This is a genomic window from Luteibacter sp. 9135 (assembly GCF_000745005.1).
Lineage (GTDB): Bacteria > Pseudomonadota > Gammaproteobacteria > Xanthomonadales > Rhodanobacteraceae > Luteibacter.
This window is the reverse complement of record NZ_JQNB01000001.1, coordinates 1,158,077-1,173,984: the sequence shown is the minus strand read 5'-3', so window position 1 is coordinate 1,173,984 and position 15,908 is coordinate 1,158,077. Positions and strand designations below refer to the sequence as shown.

Sequence of the window (15,908 nt, the reverse complement as noted above, 5' to 3'; positions counted from 1 at the left end):
CGGCAGGGGCCCCACTAAAGGCACACGCCACGAAACCGTGGGAACGTCATAAAGTCTGTGGGCGCGGGTATGCTTCCCGCGATCACAGGAAGTGTCGTGAACGTTTTTGCACCTTTCATCCGCCGACCGATCGGAACCTCGCTGCTCGCGGCGGGGCTGGTGCTGTGCGGCTCCATCGCCTACATGCTGCTGGGTGTGGCGGCGCTGCCGTCCATCGAAGTGCCTGCCGTGTTCATCCAGGCCCAGATGCCCGGTGCCAATGCGCAGACCGTGGCCTCGACCATCGTCGCCCCGCTGGAGCGCCACCTCGGCCAGATCCCGGGCGTGGACCAGATGTACTCGAACAGCTCGGAGGGCAGCGGCTTCGTGCGGCTGCGCTTCACCCTGGCGCGCTCCACCGATGCGGCCGCCCGTGACGTGCAGGCCGCGATCAACGCGGCCGCCGCCGACCTGCCGGCCGGCATGCCGACGCCGCCGCAGTACTTCAAGTTCGACACCGGCCAGATCCCCGTCCTGCTGGTGACCTTCACCTCGAAGACGCTGCCGCCGGACAAGCTCTACGACGTGGTGGACACGCTCATCCGCCCGGCCGTGGCGCAGATCGAAGGCGTGTCACGCGTGCAGGTGTTCGGTGGCACGCCCCACGCGGTGCGCGTGGAACTGGATACGCGCGCACTGTCGTCGAAGGGACTGACCGCCAACGACGTCTCCAATGCGCTCAGTGCCGCCAACGTCACCTCGCCGCAGGGCGTCCTCTCGGATGGCCACAGCCAGATGACGGTGACGGCCACCGACAGCCTGCGCGACGCGAAGGACTTCGGCAAGATACTGATCGCCGTGCGCGACAACGTGCCGGTGCGCCTTTCGGATATCGCCAGGGTCTACAACGGCCAGCAGGACCAGTACCAGGCCGCGTGGTTCCAGGGCGAGCGCGCGGTCACCATGCAGATGAGCAAGCGGCCGGAAGCGAACTCCATCGCTACCGCGGACGCGATCCGAGCGGCGCTGCCCCGGTTCCGCTCGCTGCTACCGGCGGATGCGAAGGTCACCCCCATCTTCGATCTGACCCAGACCACCCAGTCGGCGCTGCACGAGGTGAAGGTGGCGCTGCTGATCAGCATCGTCATGGTGTTCCTGGTGATGATGGTGTTCCTGCGCCGGCTCGGCCCCACGCTCATCGCCACGCTGAGCGTGCCGTTGTCGCTGGCGGGCGCCTTCGTGGTGATGTGGACGCTCGGCTATACGCTCAACACCATGTCGCTGATGGCGCTGGTGCTGTGCATCGGCTTTGTCGTGGACGATGCGATCGTGGTCATCGAAAACATCGTGCGGCACATGGAGAACGGATCCAAGCCGATGCCTGCCTCGCTGGATGGCGTCCGCGAGATCGGCTTCACCGTCATGTCGATCACCCTGTCGCTGGTGGCCGTGTTCGCGCCCCTGCTGTTCGGCAACAGCCTCATCACCAAGCTGCTGCGCGAGTTCTCCGTGACGCTGGCCGCGGCGGTACTGATCTCCGCCATCGTATCGCTCACGCTGACACCGGCCCTGTGTGCCCGCTATCTCAAGCACGATGCGCCCGGGCGCCAGCCCGGTCGGATGGAACGCGCGCTGGAGCGCTTCGATCGCGGGTTCCTGCACTTTTACTCGCGTGGCCTGGACTGGGCCATGCGGCATCGGCGGGTGATGCGCTGGCAGCCGCTGATCCTGCTCGTCGCGACGTTCGGGCTGGGTTTCGCCGTGGTGAAGACCGCCGGCGGCAACTTCATGCCGGACGAGGACACCGGCATGCTCCAGGCCGAGGTCACCGCGGACGCGAACATATCCCCGACGGAGATGTCGCGCCGGCTCAAGCGGGTCGGCGAGATGATGCAGAGCGATCCCGCCGTGGCGGACGTGACCACGATCCTGGGCAGCGGCAACGACGGCGCCGCGGTGGGCAACAACGGCACGATGTTCATCGATCTCAAGCCCAAGGGTAGCGGCGCCGGGCAGCGCCACGAGTCGATGAAGGAGTTCCTGGATCGCAAGGGCAAGGAGTACGACAAGCTGTCCGATGTCCAGGTGTTCATGAACCCGATGCAGTTTCTGGGCGGCAACGGCGGCAACAGCAATCGCGGGCAGTATTCCTTCCAGCTGGTCAGTACCGGCGGCGAGCCGCTGCAACCCTGGACGCTGAAGCTGGTGCGGCAGATGCGGGCCATGCCGGAGTTCCGCGACGTCGGCAGCGACTTCGACATCGTCGGCAAGCAGCAGATGCTCTCCGTGGACCGCAATGCGGCCGGCCGGCTCAACGTCGGCATGGGCATGGTCGATTCGGCCCTGTACAACGCCTTCGGCCAGCGCCAGGTATCGATCATCTACTCCGACGTCAACCAGTACTGGGTGGTGCTTACCGCCGCGGCAGCGCAGGAGTTGAGCCCGGACACGCTGCTCAACACCTACGTGAAAAACACCGTCGGCAAGATGATTCCGCTCTCGGCCGTGGCCACCATCAAGCCGGTGGCGACGCCCAGCGCGATCACGCACCAGAACCAGCTCGAATCGGCCGACATTACGTACAACCTCGCGCCGAAGATCACGCCCGACAAGGGCAATGCCCTGGCCGAAGAAGCCGTACGCCGGATCGGCCTGCCGGCGGGCGTGCGCATGGACGTCACAGGCACCAACCAGCGCATGCGCGATGCGCAGTCCAACGGCATGGTGCTGCTCATCGGCGCCATCCTCGCCGTGTACATCGTGCTGGGCATCCTCTACGAAAGCCTGGGTCATCCGCTGACGATCATCTCCACGCTGCCGGCGGCCGGTGCAGGCGCCTTCCTGGCGATGCTGGTCACTCAGACCCAGCTCACACTGATGGCGATCATCGCCGTGCTGCTGCTGATCGGCATCGTGAAGAAGAACGCGATCCTGATGGTCGACTTCGCCCTGGTCGCCGAACGCGAGCACGGCATGTCTCCCGTGGAGGCCATCCGCCAGGCCGCGCTGGTGCGCTTCCGCCCGATCACGATGACCACGCTGGTCGCCATGGGCGCGGCACTGCCGCTGGCCATCGGCTTCGGCGTGGGCTCGGAGATGCGTCGCCCCCTGGGCATCGCCATCGTCGGCGGCCTGCTGGTCTCGCAGATGCTGACCCTGCTGAGCACGCCCGCCATCTACCTGTGGAACCACGACCGCAAGGAGCGCAAGGCCACGCGGATACATCGCCGCATGCTCAAGCGCCGCTACAAGCGCTGGAAACGCCTTCGCAAGCAACGCATGTAGGAGCGCACGATGTGCGCGAACCGTCACGGTATCTACCGCGACTGAAGCCATGCAAACCGTCCTGTCGGCGTTTCCGTGCCCCCAACGAAGCGGCTCTGACGTTGGACAAGCGAACAAAGCGCAAGAGCACTTTGTTTTGCGCACGGAAACGCCGGCATGGTTTGGTGCATGGCCTCATTCGCAGCATGCGCGTCTAGGGTTCGCGGACATCGTCCGCTCCTACCCTCCACCACGGCAAATCCATCCGCACCGCATGTAGGAGCGCACGATGTGCGCGATACGTCGTCGCGATATGTCGTCGCGATACGTCGGTGCGATACGTCGGCAAGCTACATCGCCGTAATCAGACCGACGCATCCCCCACAGGCAACATCCCCACATTCTTCCAGCTACCTCGGCGGTAATACACCGCCGTGATGCCGAGCGACACCAGCGAACCCACGGGGAAGCTCCACCAGATGGCGTCGGCTCCCCAGTACGGTTCGAGGAGCGCGGCGAACGGATAGCGCACCACCCACATCGCGATGACCAGCACCACCAGCGGCAGCATCACCGCGCCGGTGGCGCGCACCACGCCGAACATCACGAAGGTGACGCCGAACAGCAGGAACGACCAGACCACGATGTGGTTGAGATGCTGTGCGATGCCGATGGCGGAACTGTCTTCGCCCAGGAACAGCGCCAGCGCCGCCCGGTTGAACAGGTAGATCACCAGCACCAGCGTGCCGGTGAGCAGGAAATTGGTAAGGATGCCCGCGCGGCCGATGCCGGCGACGCGATCCCAGCGCCGCGCCCCCACGTTCTGCGCCACCATCGACGACACCGCCGAGCCGATCGCCAGCGCAGGCATCTGGATATAGGTCCACAACTGCGCGGCGGCGCCGTAGGCCGCCGTGGTCTGCGAACCGTGCCGGTTGACCAGCGACATCATGATGATGGCCGACGAGGAGATGACGATCATCTGCGCGCCCATCGGCAGGCCCTTGAGCAGCAGCTGCTTGAGCAGCACGGGCCGGGGCAGCAACAGGTGCAGCTCATGGCGGCCGATGCACAGGAAATGGCGTCGCCGATACAGCCAGCCGACCAGCGCCAGCAGCGAGACCACTTGCGCGATCAGCGTAGCCACCGCCGAGCCCGCGATACCCATGGCGGGTACCGGGCCCAGGCCGAAGATGAAGAGCGGATTGAGCGCGACGTCGAGCACCACGGACAACAGCATGAAGGCGAAGGGCGTGCGCGAATCGCCCGCGCCACGCAGCGTCATCATGAGGAACGTGTACAGGTACATCGCCGGCAGGGCGACGAAGATGATGCGCAGGTACGCCGTGGCATAGGGCAGCGCGTCGTGCGGCGTGCCCATGGCGGCGAGCATGACCGGCGTGGCGACGAAGCCGCCCAGCGCGACCAGCAGCGACATCACGACGAAGAAACCGAGCCCCGTGCCCACCACGCGCCGCGCCTCGGGCACGTCGTTCGCCCCCAGCGTCTGGCCGACCATGATCGTGGTGGCCATGCCCACGCCGAAGACCACGCCCAGCAGGAAGAACAGGATCAGGTTGGCATTGGACGTCGCAGCGAACGCGGCCTCGCCGAGGAAGTGGCCGATCCAGACCGCGTTCACCGACGCATTGAGCGACTGCAGCACGTTGGCGCCCAGGATGGGCAGCGAGAAACGCAACAGCGTGCTGACGATCGGGCCTTCGGTCAGCGTGCCACGCGGCGAGGTCACGCCTCGTCGCCGATGGATGGGCATGGCTACGGCCGAAGGGGAAGGAGGACGCAGTTTTACCCGGAGCAAACCGTGCGTCAATCGCCGCCCGGCGAGCCCGTGGCGACCATCGCGGACGACCAGTCCTCGACGGCGCCGTTGCCGCACAGGCTGGCTTCCAGCGCGTCGATCGACACCGGACGGGCGAACAGGTAGCCCTGCATCGCCACGCACCCTTCGCCCAGCAGCCAGCGCCGCTGGCTTTCGGTTTCCACGCCTTCCGCCACCACTTCCAGGTTGAGGCTGCGGGCGAGGAAGATGATGGATCGGCAGATCGATGCGTCGACATCGTCGTCGAGCAGGCTGGCGGTGAAGTGGCGATCCACCTTGATCTTGTCCAGCGGCAACCGCGAGAGGTAGGTCAGGTTGGAGTAGCCGGTGCCGAAGTCGTCCAGCGAGATGCTCACGCCCATGGCGCGCAGCTCGTGCAGGGTCCGGATGGCGCGCTCGGGCTCCTGCATGAATGCGCTTTCGGTCAGTTCCAGTTCCAGCGAGGACGCGCTGGCGCCGGTCTCGGCCAGGGCCATGCGCACCTCCGCGACCAGGTCGGTGTGTACCAGCTGTTGGGCGGAGACGTTCACCGCGATGCGGCACCCGGGGCCCAGGCGATCGAACACCAGTCGCTGCTGGCGGCAGGCCTCGCGCAGCACCCACTGGCCGATCTGCACGATGGCGCCGGTTTCTTCCAGCAGGGGCACGAGCTTGTCGTTGCCGGCCAGATCCGCCGGTGCGGACGGCCAGCGCAACAGCGCTTCCACGCCGATCACCCGGCCATCGTCACCCGAGTGCTGCGTCTGCCAGGCCAGCGACAGTTCGTTGTCCAGGTTGACGCCGGACAGCCGGGTGAGCACGGTGAGACGCGCCATGGCGGTGGCGTGCATGTCCGCCGCGTAGCGCTTCCACGTGTGCCGGCCCGAGCGCTTGGCGACGTACATGGCCGTGTCGGCATTGCGGATCAACGTATCGGCATCGGCGCCGTCGCGGATGGCGAAGGCCACGCCCATGCTGCACTTCAGGCGCTGCATGGTGCCACCGACGGTCAGCGGCTCCTCGATGGCGCGCTGGATACGCGGCAGCACTTCCATGGCCGTCGCCGGATGGCTGGTGAAGGGCAGCATCGCCACGAACTCGTCGCCGCCGAAACGGCCCACATGGCCCAGGCCGTCCAGCGCATCGCCCAGGCGCAGGGTGACGTCGCGCAGCACCTGGTCGCCCAGCGCATGGCCGAGCGCGTCGTTGATGACCTTGAAGTGGTCCAGGTCGATGAACAGCACCATCAGGCCCGAGCCCTCGCGCACGCTATCGGTCACCAGCTCGTCGAGTTTCTCGCGCAGGGCGCGCCGGTTGGGCAACCCGGTCAGTTCGTCGTGCGTGGCCTGGTGGTTGAGGCGCTCTTCGTAACGGCGCTGCTCGGTCACGTCACGCATGATCACCAGCGTGCCGTCGCCCTTGGTGTCCCGGTAATCGGACAGGGCCAGCTCGGCCTCGAACGGCATGCCGTGGTCGGGATTGAGCCACGCGATGAGGTTGGCGCCATCGGGTGACCCGGCACGCAGCACCGCCAGCGCGTCGTCGTCCATGAAGCCGTCCACGCGGCGGCCAACCAGGGTCTCACCGCTGCTGCCCAGCCGCTCTTCGGCGCGCGGGTTGGCGTACTCGATACCGTCGTCCCGCACGATGGCCAGCGGCAGCGGCACGCGGGCCAGCAACTGACGATAGGCGGCGGCGCTGGCGGCGAGGTCGCGATCGGTATCCTCCAGCCGGCGGCGCGTTTCGTGGAGTACGGTGACCTCGGCGATCGTACCGGCCAGGACGGGCCGGCCGTCCTCGTCGGTGATCCGCGAGGCGCGCAGGGCGACCCGCACTTCGCGCCCGTCGAGGCGACACAGCCGGTGCTCGAACTCCAGCGGGCCGTCTTCCGTGGCGAAACGGTCCACCCAGGCTGTGATGCCAGCCTGGTCGTCAGGATGCACCAGCCGGTAATACGTGCCACGACGTACCACCACACGCTCGGGCGGATAGCCGGTGATCTCATGGACCTGGCCGGACCAGACGATCTCGCCGGAGGTCAGGTCGGCTTCCCACAAGCCGATGTGGCCGGTGCGCTGCACATCGCCGAGGTGCCGCGCCGTGCGCGACAACGCATCGAACAGCCGCGACTGCTTCCGGTAGGCCCGGTCGAACGCGGTGGCGAAGAGATGGATGAGCAGCACCAAGGCCAGCGTCGCCAGCAGGGTCTGCCGGGCCTGCGTCCACCAGTCCGCCAGAACCGCCGAGCGATCGACCGAAGAACGAGCCACGAACGGGTAGACGGTCGAGGCGGCCCAAGCCGCGATACGCTCCGGGTCCTCGACAAAGCCCGTGCTGCCGGGGACCACGTTACCCGCGGTCCATGCCCTGACCGGCCCACCGCCGTTGCTGGTGAACACACGGCCGGACGGCGAGAAGATCGTCATCTCGGCCGTGTTGCCCAGCATGGTCAGGCGCATCGCGTCGCGCATGCGCTCCGCGCGGATCACCGTACCGAAGGCGGCCGGCTCCGCCACTCGGGAGTCCACCAGGATGCGTAAGGCCGATCCGGACCCTTCCGTCTCACCGATGGCTACCCGGACGCTGGCACCCAGGGCCATCCGCCGCGGAGCGGCCAGCATCGGGACCCAGTCGTAGACCGGCGTGTGCGTGGAGGCGATGACCGTACCGCGCGCGTCGAGGGCCAGAAAATTGGGCAACTCCGGGTGCCGCGCCTGCACCTCGGCAAGTTGGATGCGCAACTCCGAAATATCTGGGCGATCGACCTCGTTACGCAGTGCCAGCAGGGGGCCCAGGCTGGCATCCACCTGCTGGTCGAGCAGTCTGACCACACCATTGGCCGACGCCGCGACCTGACGCTGACTGGTCGCCAGCATGCGCGCGTATTCCTGCATCTGCAGGCCCGCGACCAGCGCGGCGATGCCGAGCGAAAGCACGACACAAACGGCCCAGATCGCCAGACGGATGGTATGGGCGCGGGTCTTTGTCGCCCCCTGTGCCGTCGCGGTCGCCACCGTATTGCCGCCTCCTCGGGTCGTAGTCCTGGCCCGCCCTCGCGAAGCCTCGTCGTCCTGTAACGGCACCAAAGGACGCCGCTTGAACGAGAAAGATTTAGCCCTCCCCCTTTTTTCACGCTCGCTCAACACTATTTACAGAACCATCCGGTTCATAAACACGTCCCAGCACAAGGACCCTCCCCCGCCATGCGTTCGTCCCGCCTCGCCCTCGGCGCTCTCGCCGCGCTTTCCCTTGCCGCCGTGTCCATCCCCGCGGCCGCCGAAACCCACATCGAGTTGCAGGGTGGCCGCAGCTACATGGACAGTTACGGCACCAATGTCTTCTTCATCGAGTCGGTGTTCGACGCCCGCCCGATGGGGGGCAGCCGCTTCACCTGGTCACCCGACGTGTCGATCGGTTACGTGAAGGGTCGCGACATCGGTCGCTACGAGCAGTCCCGTCCCGGCGTCACCAACAATGTCTGGGTAGGCGCTGCCGGTGCGCGCCTCCACTACGGCAGCGAGGGTGACTGGTACCGTCCGTTCTTCTTCAGCTTCCAGGTCGCCGGCACGGCGGGCGGGCGCACGCAGGCACTGTCCAGCGGCTACGAGTTCGTCAGCACCCTTGGCTGGCAGTACAAGAACATCAGCTTCCAGATCCGCCATATCTCCAACGGCAGCTTCCAGGAGCCGAACCGCGGCGAGACGATGGGGCTGGTGGGCATTGGGTTCGATATCTGACGTCAACCTTCAGGCTTGAGTCTGTTCTCAGCCGAGGCTTGCGATCCATAGGCGGCATTGACAGCTTGGTCGATGTGACTATGATTGGAGCCAACGACTAACCCGAAGTGACTCTGCGACAAGAACGCGGAAAGCTTTGGGGGCAAAGGCCGCCCCGTAAAACGGGCGGTTTTTGCGTATATGGAGATGGGAAATGAGCACGGATGCGTCAGGGCCGCTCACGCGGGTCTACATCGACGGATACAACCTATATTACGGCTGCTTGAAACGGTCGCATGATAAGTGGCTGAATCCACTCGCGCTGATCGATCACGTCATCCGTACGTCGTTCAGTTCAGATGATGGCGCTCCTCGGCCGTATCGATTGGCGCCGCTCGCTCTGAAGTTCTTCACGGCGCCGATCCTCCCGAAACTGGCGAAGGCGAACGATTCTCTCGCTTGCCAAACGGCCTACCATCAGGCGCTCGCAGGGCATCTGGGCGATGCCATACAGGTCATCAAGGGTTACTACGACCTGCGCCCGGTTCGAGCGCGTCAGGTCATCGAGGGTGTAGATATCCCCGATTCGCCACTGATCGATATTTGGAAGGTCGAGGAGAAACAGTCGGATGTGTCCCTTGCCCTTCATGCTTATCGGGATGTGGTCAAGGGTGACGTAGGGCACGTTGTCATTGTGTCGAATGACACCGACATGGCACCGTGCTTTCAGATGATCAAGAACGAGGGTGCAGCGACGCTAGGGCTGGTGGTGCCCACCCGTCACCGTCAGCGATCGCCCAACGGCGACCTGTCCAGGCTGGCCGACTGGACCCGCTCCAGTATTCTTGACAGTGAACTCGCCGCAGCCCACTTGCCGAACATGGTGCGATGGAACGACAAGGCCGTCCATCGGCCGATCTCGTGGTATCCACGGCCTGACCTTCTAGAACCTATCCTGATCGAAGCGACACGTGTAAGACGAAGCAGGGGGGGCGCACTCAAGTGGCTGAATAGCGCTCAGGCGCACTTGGGCGGCCGCGTTCCCATAGAAATGACGAGCACGGAAGAGGAAGCGGACGAACTACGTGCTTACATGGATAGATATGCTGACGACTTCGGGTTGAAGGTGGCACGGTTTTAGCCTTCTCAATGCCCCGAAGCCGCCGGCCCCGCCTTGGCCGCGAACGGTGGCTTGGCCAGCCACACCACGAAGATCAGCGCCACGAAAACGAAGCCAAGCAGGTAGAACACCTCGTTGAACGAGATCTGGTACGCCTGGTTGGTGATCATCGCGTTGACTGACGAAGCGGCGTATTGCGGATCGCCTCGACCGATCTGGGCCATGGCCTGCGTGGTGTTCGGGTTGAACGGGGTGAAGTTCTCCGCCAGGCGCTCGTGGTGCACGATGGCTCGGCGATCCCACAGGAACGTGGTGATCGACGCGGCGAAGCTGCCGCCCAGCGTACGCAGGAAGGTCGCCAGGCCTGAGCCTGCGGCGATCTCCCTGGGTTGCAGGTCGGACAGCAGGATGCTCAGCACCGGCATGAAGAACAACGCCACGCCCAGGCCCTGGATCAGCTGGACCATCGCCACGCTGTAGAAGTCCACCTGCAGGTAGAAGTCCGAGCGCATGAAGCAGGTCGCGCCCATGACCAGGAACGCGCCCGAGGCCAGGACGCGCAGGTCGAACTTGTGCGCATACTTACCCACGAACGGCGTCAGGATCACCGGGATGATGCCCAGCGGCGCCGCCGCCAGGCCTGCCCAGGTCGAGGTATACCCCACGTTGCGTTGCAACCACTGCGGCACCAGCAGGCCGATGGCGAAGAACGCCGCGTAGGCCAGCACCAGACACAGGGTGCCCATGGCGAAATTGCGATGACGGAACAGCTTCAGGTTGACGATCGGGTCCTTGTCGGTCAGTTCCCAGATCAGGAACACGGCCAGGCCGATGGCGGCGACGATCGCGGTCACCACGATGAAGGGCGAGTTGAACCAGTCCTCGTCGTTACCCTTGTCGAGCACCACCTGCAAGGCACCCACGCCGATGATGAGCGTGATCAGGCCCACGTAGTCGACCTTCGGCTTCTCGGTCACTTCCGGCCGGCCCTTCATCTGGTTGGCCACCACGAAGCTCGCGAACATGCCGATGGGCACGTTGATGAAGAAGATCCACGGCCAGGTGTAGTTGTCGGTGATCCAGCCGCCCAGGATGGGGCCGGCGATGGGCGCCACGACGGTGACCATCGCCAGCAGGGCTAGCGCCATGCCGCGTTTGGCCGGTGGATAGATCGAGATCAGCAGGCTCTGCGTGATCGGGTACATCGGGCCGGCCACCGCACCCTGGATGGCACGGAACACGATCAGCATCGTCATGCTCTGCGCGATACCGCACAGGAACGACGCCAGCGAGAACAGCAGCGTGGCCCACACGAACAGCTTGGTCTCGCCGAAGCGACGGGTGAGGAAGCCGGTGAGCGGCAACGCGATGGCGTTGCTCACCGCGAACGAGGTGATCACCCACGTGCTCTGGTTGGAGCTGACGCCCAGGTTGCCCGCAATCGTAGGCAGCGACACGTTGGCGATCGTCGTATCGAGCACCTGCATGAAGGTCGCGAGCGATAGCCCGACCGTGGACAGCGCCAGGTTGGGCGGTCGAAATTCGGTGCTCATGAGCCCTCTCCCTTACTTCGGGGCCTGCTGCTCGGCGCCTTCACCCGCGGACGTGTTCTCGTGGATCACGCGCGCGATGTCCTTGTCGGCATCGGCCAGCTGCTTGTCGTAGATCGGCGTGCTGAACTCGGGCTGCGTGGGCGACTGCTTCGCCAGCAACGCGCCGTTCTGGTCGTGCAGCGACACCGTGACCTTGGTCGACAGGCCCAGGCGCAGCGGCTTGTCGTCCAGTTGCTTGGGATCGGTGAACACCACGCGCACCGGTACGCGCTGCACGATCTTGATCCAGTTACCCGTGGCGTTCTGCGCCGGCAGGATGGAGAACGCGCTGCCGCTGCCGACGCCCAGGCTGCGGATCTTCGCCTTGTACACGGTGTCGCCGCCGTACACGTCGGCCGTGACGTCCACCGGCTGGCCGATGCGCATGTGGGTCAGCTGGGTTTCCTTGAAGTTGGCGTCGATCCACACCTCGTGCAGCGGCACCACGGCCATCAGCGCCGCGCCCGGCTGCACGCGCTGGCCGACCTGCACGCTGCGCTTGGCGACGTAACCGTCCACCGGCGCCACCAGGGTCGCGCGGACGAAGTCGAGGTACGCAGAGCGCAGCTTGGCGGCGGCGGCACGCACATCCGGGTGGGACGACACGACGGTGTCGTCGACCAGCACCTTGTTGCTGCTGTACGACTGCTTGGCGGAGGCCAGGCTGCTTTCCGCGGAGGTCAGCGTGTCGGCGGCGTGCGAGAGTTCCTCGGCGGAGATGGCACCCGACTTGGCCAGGTCGCGGCGGCGGTTGTAATCCTGCCGGGCGCGATCCACCGCAGTCTGGCGTACCGCCACGTCGGCCTGCGCCGAGGTCACGTTGTTGTACAGGCCACGCACGCGGCGCACCGTGTTGGCGAGGTTGGCGCGTGCGCTCTCGAGGGCGACCTCGGCGTCGCTGGGATCGAGCTTGACCAGCACGTCGCCCTGGTGGACCAGGTCGCCGTCGTCGGCACCGATCGAGGTGACCGTGCCGGCGATCTGCGGGGTGATCTGCACCACGTTGCCGTTGACGTAGGCGTCGTCGGTATCTTCATACCAGCGACCGTCCACGAAGTACCAGATCACCCAGCCGATGAGGGCGAGGACGACCACGAGCAACAGCAGTTTGAGGAAGAACCCGCGACGGCTCTTCGGGGGCGGCGCGCCGGCGGGGGCGGTGGTTTCTTGTGACATCGGAAGCGGCCTCGGGACGATTTCTTAAGGGGTTGCCGGCGTGCTGGCGGTCGCGACGGATGCGTCGTCGGCCGAGGGGCGGAACCCGCCACCCAGCGCCTGGATCAGTTGGACGGAGGTATCGACCTGCTGTGCTTTCAGCGACGCCGTGCGCTGCTCGGCCTCGAGCAGCTGCTGGCGTACCACCAGCGACTCCAGGTAGCTGCCGACGCCGGCCTTGTAGCGCTGCTGCGACAGGTCGTACGCCTGCTGGGCCGCGTCCTGCGCCCGCTGCTGGGCCTGGATCTGCGTCGCCAGGGAGTCGAGCGCGGACAGTTCGTCCTGCACTTCGTTGAGCGCACGCACCAGGGTGGTGTTGTATTGCGCGACGGCCAGGTCGTAGTCCGCATCCTTGCCGGCCAGGTTGGCGCGCAGGCGGCCACCGTCGAAGATGGGCAGCGAGAACGCGGGCAGCACCTGCCAGAAGCGCGCCTGCGAGGCGAACAGGTTGTCCGATCCGCCGGCCAGCTGCGCTGCGAGCACGCCCAGCGTCACGTTGGGCAGGAAACGCGCCTTGGCCGAGACGATGTCCTTCGAGGCGGCTTCGACGCGCCAGCGCGCGGCGACCAAGTCGGCACGGTGGCCGAGCAGGTCGGCCGGCAGGTTGGCCGGGATGGCGACGGCGGCCGGGCTCAAGGCGGCGGGACGCACGATGTCCAGGCCACGATCGGGGCCCTTGCCCAGCAGCACGCTGAGCGAGCTGCGCGCGCTGTCGATGGCGCGCTGCGCCACCGCCACCTCGCGTTCGGCCGACGCCACTTCGCTGTCCGCCTGCTTGACCTGCATCTGGTTGTCGACGCCCGCGGCGACGCGCTGCACGGTCAGCTTCTGCGACGCATGGGTGCGGTCCAGCTCGGCGTGGGCCACGTCCAGCTGGGTGAAGCCGTAGCCGAGTTGCACGTAGGCGCGGGCGACGTTGGTCGAGATCTCGATGCGCGCGGCGCGCATGTCCACCTCGGCGGCCCGCTGCGAGCCCACGGCCGCCTCGAAGGCGGCGCGACGCCCGCCCCACAGGTCCAGGTCCCAGTTGAAGTTGCCGTAGCCGTACTTGGTCCACGAGAAGTGGTTGCCGGGCGGATCGGGCAGCAACGAACCGGGCAGGTGCGCGCCGGCCACGCCGCCGCCCACGCTGAGCGTGGGACTGCGCGTGGCATCGGCCGAACCGGCCTGCGCCTGGGCCTGGCGCACTCGGGCGCTGGCCGTTGCCAGGTCGGGGTTGTCCTTCAGGGCTTCCTCGATCAGCGAGGTGAGCTGGCTATCGCCCAGTCCGGTCCACCAGTCAGCCGCCGGCCAGCCGGCCGGGGAAACGGGAACCTTCGCCAGGCTGCGCCCGGCGTGAAGGGTGGACGGATCGGTCAGCGTGCCTTGCGGATCCAGACCACGGCTGGTGACGCAGCCGGAGAGGATCAACGCGGCCCCGACGGCCGCCACGAGAGTGTGCAGACGCATTGCGTTTTGCCTCGGACGTAAGTTCAGTTCTTTTCGCGAAGCGCGTTGAGCACGCGCCCCAGGTAGTCGTGCAGCTGGTCGCGCTCGTCCTGGGTCAGCGTTTTCTGGGCGCGTTCCAGGGTGGCGATGTTGCTTTCATGCAAGTGTTTCCATAGCGCCACGCCGGCCTCGGTAAGGTCGATGCGCAGTGCGCGGCGGTCCTGCTCGTGCGGCTGGCGGCGCAGGTATCCCTTGGTTTCCAGCTGGTCCAGCTGGCGCGTCATGGCGCCGCCGTCCAGGTCCACGGCACGCGCCAGTTCCGTGGCGGTCATCGGGCCGGCGGTGGCCAGGCGCTTGAGCACGTGGAACTGCGTGAACTTCAGGTCCGTGCCCTGTGCGGCCAGGTCGGACTCGATCGCCCGGACGATTTCGCTGCGCACCATGCCGATAAGGGCACCGAGGCTGTCGGGCGTGTCGCAGAGCGGGAACGAAGACGTGGACATGCCACGCATTCTATTGCCCTAAATATAGTTGTCAAGGCAAATATGCGTTCGGCATATATTACCGTGACGGCTTTACCTCATGATTCATCGGCCAGAAGGGCCGCCAGGGCGGGGTCGCGCACCTCGAAAAGGTCGAAGACGCCCAGCGCCCTCAGGGTAGGCAACTGGGCCAGCAGCCTCGGTTCCAGGCGCCGCACCTGGTCTTCCGGGGTGCCGGGGTCGAGCATGGCGTGGGCGCAGGCAACGAAGGTCACCAGGGCTTCGCCGGCTTCCTGGCCTTCACCGGCCTCGCTGAAATCGTTTGTGACGAGACGGATCATGGGTGTCTCCTTCGTCGGGTATCCCGCCTGGGGCCGCAGATTTCGGCGGCAAGCGTTTGGATACTTGAGTAGGCAGATATTAGCCATGACGGGTATAGGCCTGATATCGTTACTCGGCCAATTTATAGCGAGCATCGGCCAACATGCATTCCAGCCGGGACCACGAGGTGATCCACGCCCTGCTCGAACGAGCCGACGGCCCGCCGCTGGTCGCCTACGAGGCACGCGGCGCGTTGCCGCTGATGGAGGTCGACTGGCACAGCCATGTACGCGGCCAATTCTTCTACGTGGAAGAAGGCTTCGTCACCAATCGCACGGAGCACGGCTCGTACCTGCTGCCGCCGCACCGCGCCGGCTGGATGCCGCCCGGCACGAGGCACACGGTGAGCATGACCGGCCCGACCCATGCCTGGGGCGTCTTCATCGCGCCCTGCGCCGCGGTCGGCCTGCCGGACCGGCCCTGCGTGGTAGGCGTCAACGACCTGGTCCGCTCCATCATCAAGCGCGCGGCCACCTGGCCAGTCGAGATCTTCGCGCCCGATCCGGCGCGGGAGCGCCTGTTCGCGGTGTTGCTGGACGAATTGCAGCGTGCGCCGGTGGAGTCGCTGCACCTGCCCATGCCGAGCGACCGCCGCCTGCGCCGCGTGGCCGTCGCCATGTTCGAACACCCCGAGGACACCCGCAGCATCGAGGAGTGGGCGGCCTGGGCCGGCATGTCCACGCGCACGCTGACGCGCATCTTCCGCCAGGAAACCCAGTGCAGCGTGGCGCAGTGGCGCCAGCAGGCGCGCCTGACCCGCGCGCTGGAACGGCTGGCCACGGGCGAGCCGGTGGCCGTGGTGTCCGATGCGCTGGGCTACGCGACGCCGAGCGCGTTCGTGGCGATGTTCCGCAAGGCGTTCGGCGATTCCCCGGGGCGTTACCTCGCCAGGCAGGCGGCCGGCGCCTGAGC

General features: G+C 66.2%; 11 protein-coding genes. 4 read left to right on the top strand and 7 right to left on the bottom strand.

Annotated elements, in window-relative coordinates; genetic code table 11:
- Positions 1-96 precede the first annotated feature (96 nt).
- Positions 97-3,264 (top strand): efflux RND transporter permease subunit, encoded by a 3,168-nt coding sequence (locus FA89_RS05135; protein ID WP_036138849.1) that lies wholly within the window; start codon positions 97-99, stop codon positions 3,262-3,264.
- A gap of 343 nt (positions 3,265-3,607) precedes the next feature.
- Here FA89_RS05135 and FA89_RS05130 read toward each other — a convergent pair whose 3' ends face one another.
- Entirely contained in the window at positions 3,608-4,993 is a 1,386-nt protein-coding gene (locus FA89_RS05130; protein WP_051938550.1) for an MATE family efflux transporter, read from the bottom strand.
- A 77-nt stretch (positions 4,994-5,070) separates the two neighbouring features.
- Positions 5,071-8,076 (bottom strand): putative bifunctional diguanylate cyclase/phosphodiesterase, encoded by a 3,006-nt coding sequence (locus tag FA89_RS19105; protein WP_051938549.1) that lies wholly within the window; start codon positions 8,074-8,076, stop codon positions 5,071-5,073.
- A 189-nt stretch (positions 8,077-8,265) separates the two neighbouring features.
- Here FA89_RS19105 and FA89_RS05120 point away from each other — a divergent pair, with 189 nt between their 5' ends.
- A complete protein-coding gene (locus FA89_RS05120) occupies positions 8,266-8,799 on the top strand; it encodes an acyloxyacyl hydrolase (protein ID WP_036138845.1) in 534 nt (177 codons plus the stop codon).
- A gap of 193 nt (positions 8,800-8,992) precedes the next feature.
- Complete coding sequence (locus FA89_RS05115; protein ID WP_036138844.1) at positions 8,993-9,919, top strand: NYN domain-containing protein; 927 nt, start codon at positions 8,993-8,995, stop codon at positions 9,917-9,919.
- 5 nt (positions 9,920-9,924) lie between these two features.
- Here the strand turns inward: FA89_RS05115 and FA89_RS05110 are convergent, their stop codons facing one another.
- From FA89_RS05110 to FA89_RS05090, 5 genes are all read right to left on the bottom strand, one after another.
- Positions 9,925-11,451 carry a DHA2 family efflux MFS transporter permease subunit gene (locus FA89_RS05110; protein WP_036138842.1) on the bottom strand — a complete coding sequence of 509 codons (1,527 nt, stop codon included), beginning with the start codon at positions 11,449-11,451 and terminating at the stop codon, positions 9,925-9,927.
- A gap of 12 nt (positions 11,452-11,463) precedes the next feature.
- On the bottom strand, positions 11,464-12,666 hold the full coding sequence (locus FA89_RS05105) for an efflux RND transporter periplasmic adaptor subunit (protein ID WP_036138839.1): 1,203 nt from the start codon (positions 12,664-12,666) through the stop codon (positions 11,464-11,466).
- A 24-nt stretch (positions 12,667-12,690) separates the two neighbouring features.
- On the bottom strand, positions 12,691-14,154 hold the full coding sequence (locus FA89_RS05100; protein WP_036138836.1) for an efflux transporter outer membrane subunit: 1,464 nt from the start codon (positions 14,152-14,154) through the stop codon (positions 12,691-12,693).
- A 23-nt stretch (positions 14,155-14,177) separates the two neighbouring features.
- The gene (locus tag FA89_RS05095) at positions 14,178-14,636 is read right to left on the bottom strand and encodes a MarR family winged helix-turn-helix transcriptional regulator (RefSeq protein WP_036143713.1); all 459 of its coding nucleotides are present in this window, start codon (positions 14,634-14,636) and stop codon (positions 14,178-14,180) included.
- A 77-nt stretch (positions 14,637-14,713) separates the two neighbouring features.
- The gene (locus tag FA89_RS05090) at positions 14,714-14,956 is read right to left on the bottom strand and encodes a hypothetical protein (protein WP_036138833.1); all 243 of its coding nucleotides are present in this window, start codon (positions 14,954-14,956) and stop codon (positions 14,714-14,716) included.
- 143 nt (positions 14,957-15,099) lie between these two features.
- Here FA89_RS05090 and FA89_RS05085 point away from each other — a divergent pair, with 143 nt between their 5' ends.
- Positions 15,100-15,906, top strand: a complete 807-nt coding sequence (locus FA89_RS05085) for an AraC family transcriptional regulator (protein ID WP_036138831.1) — start codon at positions 15,100-15,102, stop codon at positions 15,904-15,906.
- Positions 15,907-15,908: the final 2 nt, after the last annotated feature.

What these genes read in the sequence shown, in the direction of transcription:
- FA89_RS05085 (WP_036138831.1), top strand. Translation starts at nt 15,100, where the DNA reads ATGCATTCCAGCCGGGACCACGAGGTGATCCACGCCCTGCTCGAACGA.
- FA89_RS05100 (WP_036138836.1), bottom strand. Translation starts at nt 14,154, where the DNA reads ATGCGTCTGCACACTCTCGTGGCGGCCGTCGGGGCCGCGTTGATCCTC.
- FA89_RS05115 (WP_036138844.1), top strand. Translation starts at nt 8,993, where the DNA reads ATGAGCACGGATGCGTCAGGGCCGCTCACGCGGGTCTACATCGACGGA.
- FA89_RS05120 (WP_036138845.1), top strand. Translation starts at nt 8,266, where the DNA reads ATGCGTTCGTCCCGCCTCGCCCTCGGCGCTCTCGCCGCGCTTTCCCTT.
- FA89_RS05090 (WP_036138833.1), bottom strand. Translation starts at nt 14,956, where the DNA reads ATGATCCGTCTCGTCACAAACGATTTCAGCGAGGCCGGTGAAGGCCAG.
- FA89_RS05105 (WP_036138839.1), bottom strand. Translation starts at nt 12,666, where the DNA reads ATGTCACAAGAAACCACCGCCCCCGCCGGCGCGCCGCCCCCGAAGAGC.
- FA89_RS05110 (WP_036138842.1), bottom strand. Translation starts at nt 11,451, where the DNA reads ATGAGCACCGAATTTCGACCGCCCAACCTGGCGCTGTCCACGGTCGGG.
- FA89_RS05095 (WP_036143713.1), bottom strand. Translation starts at nt 14,636, where the DNA reads ATGTCCACGTCTTCGTTCCCGCTCTGCGACACGCCCGACAGCCTCGGT.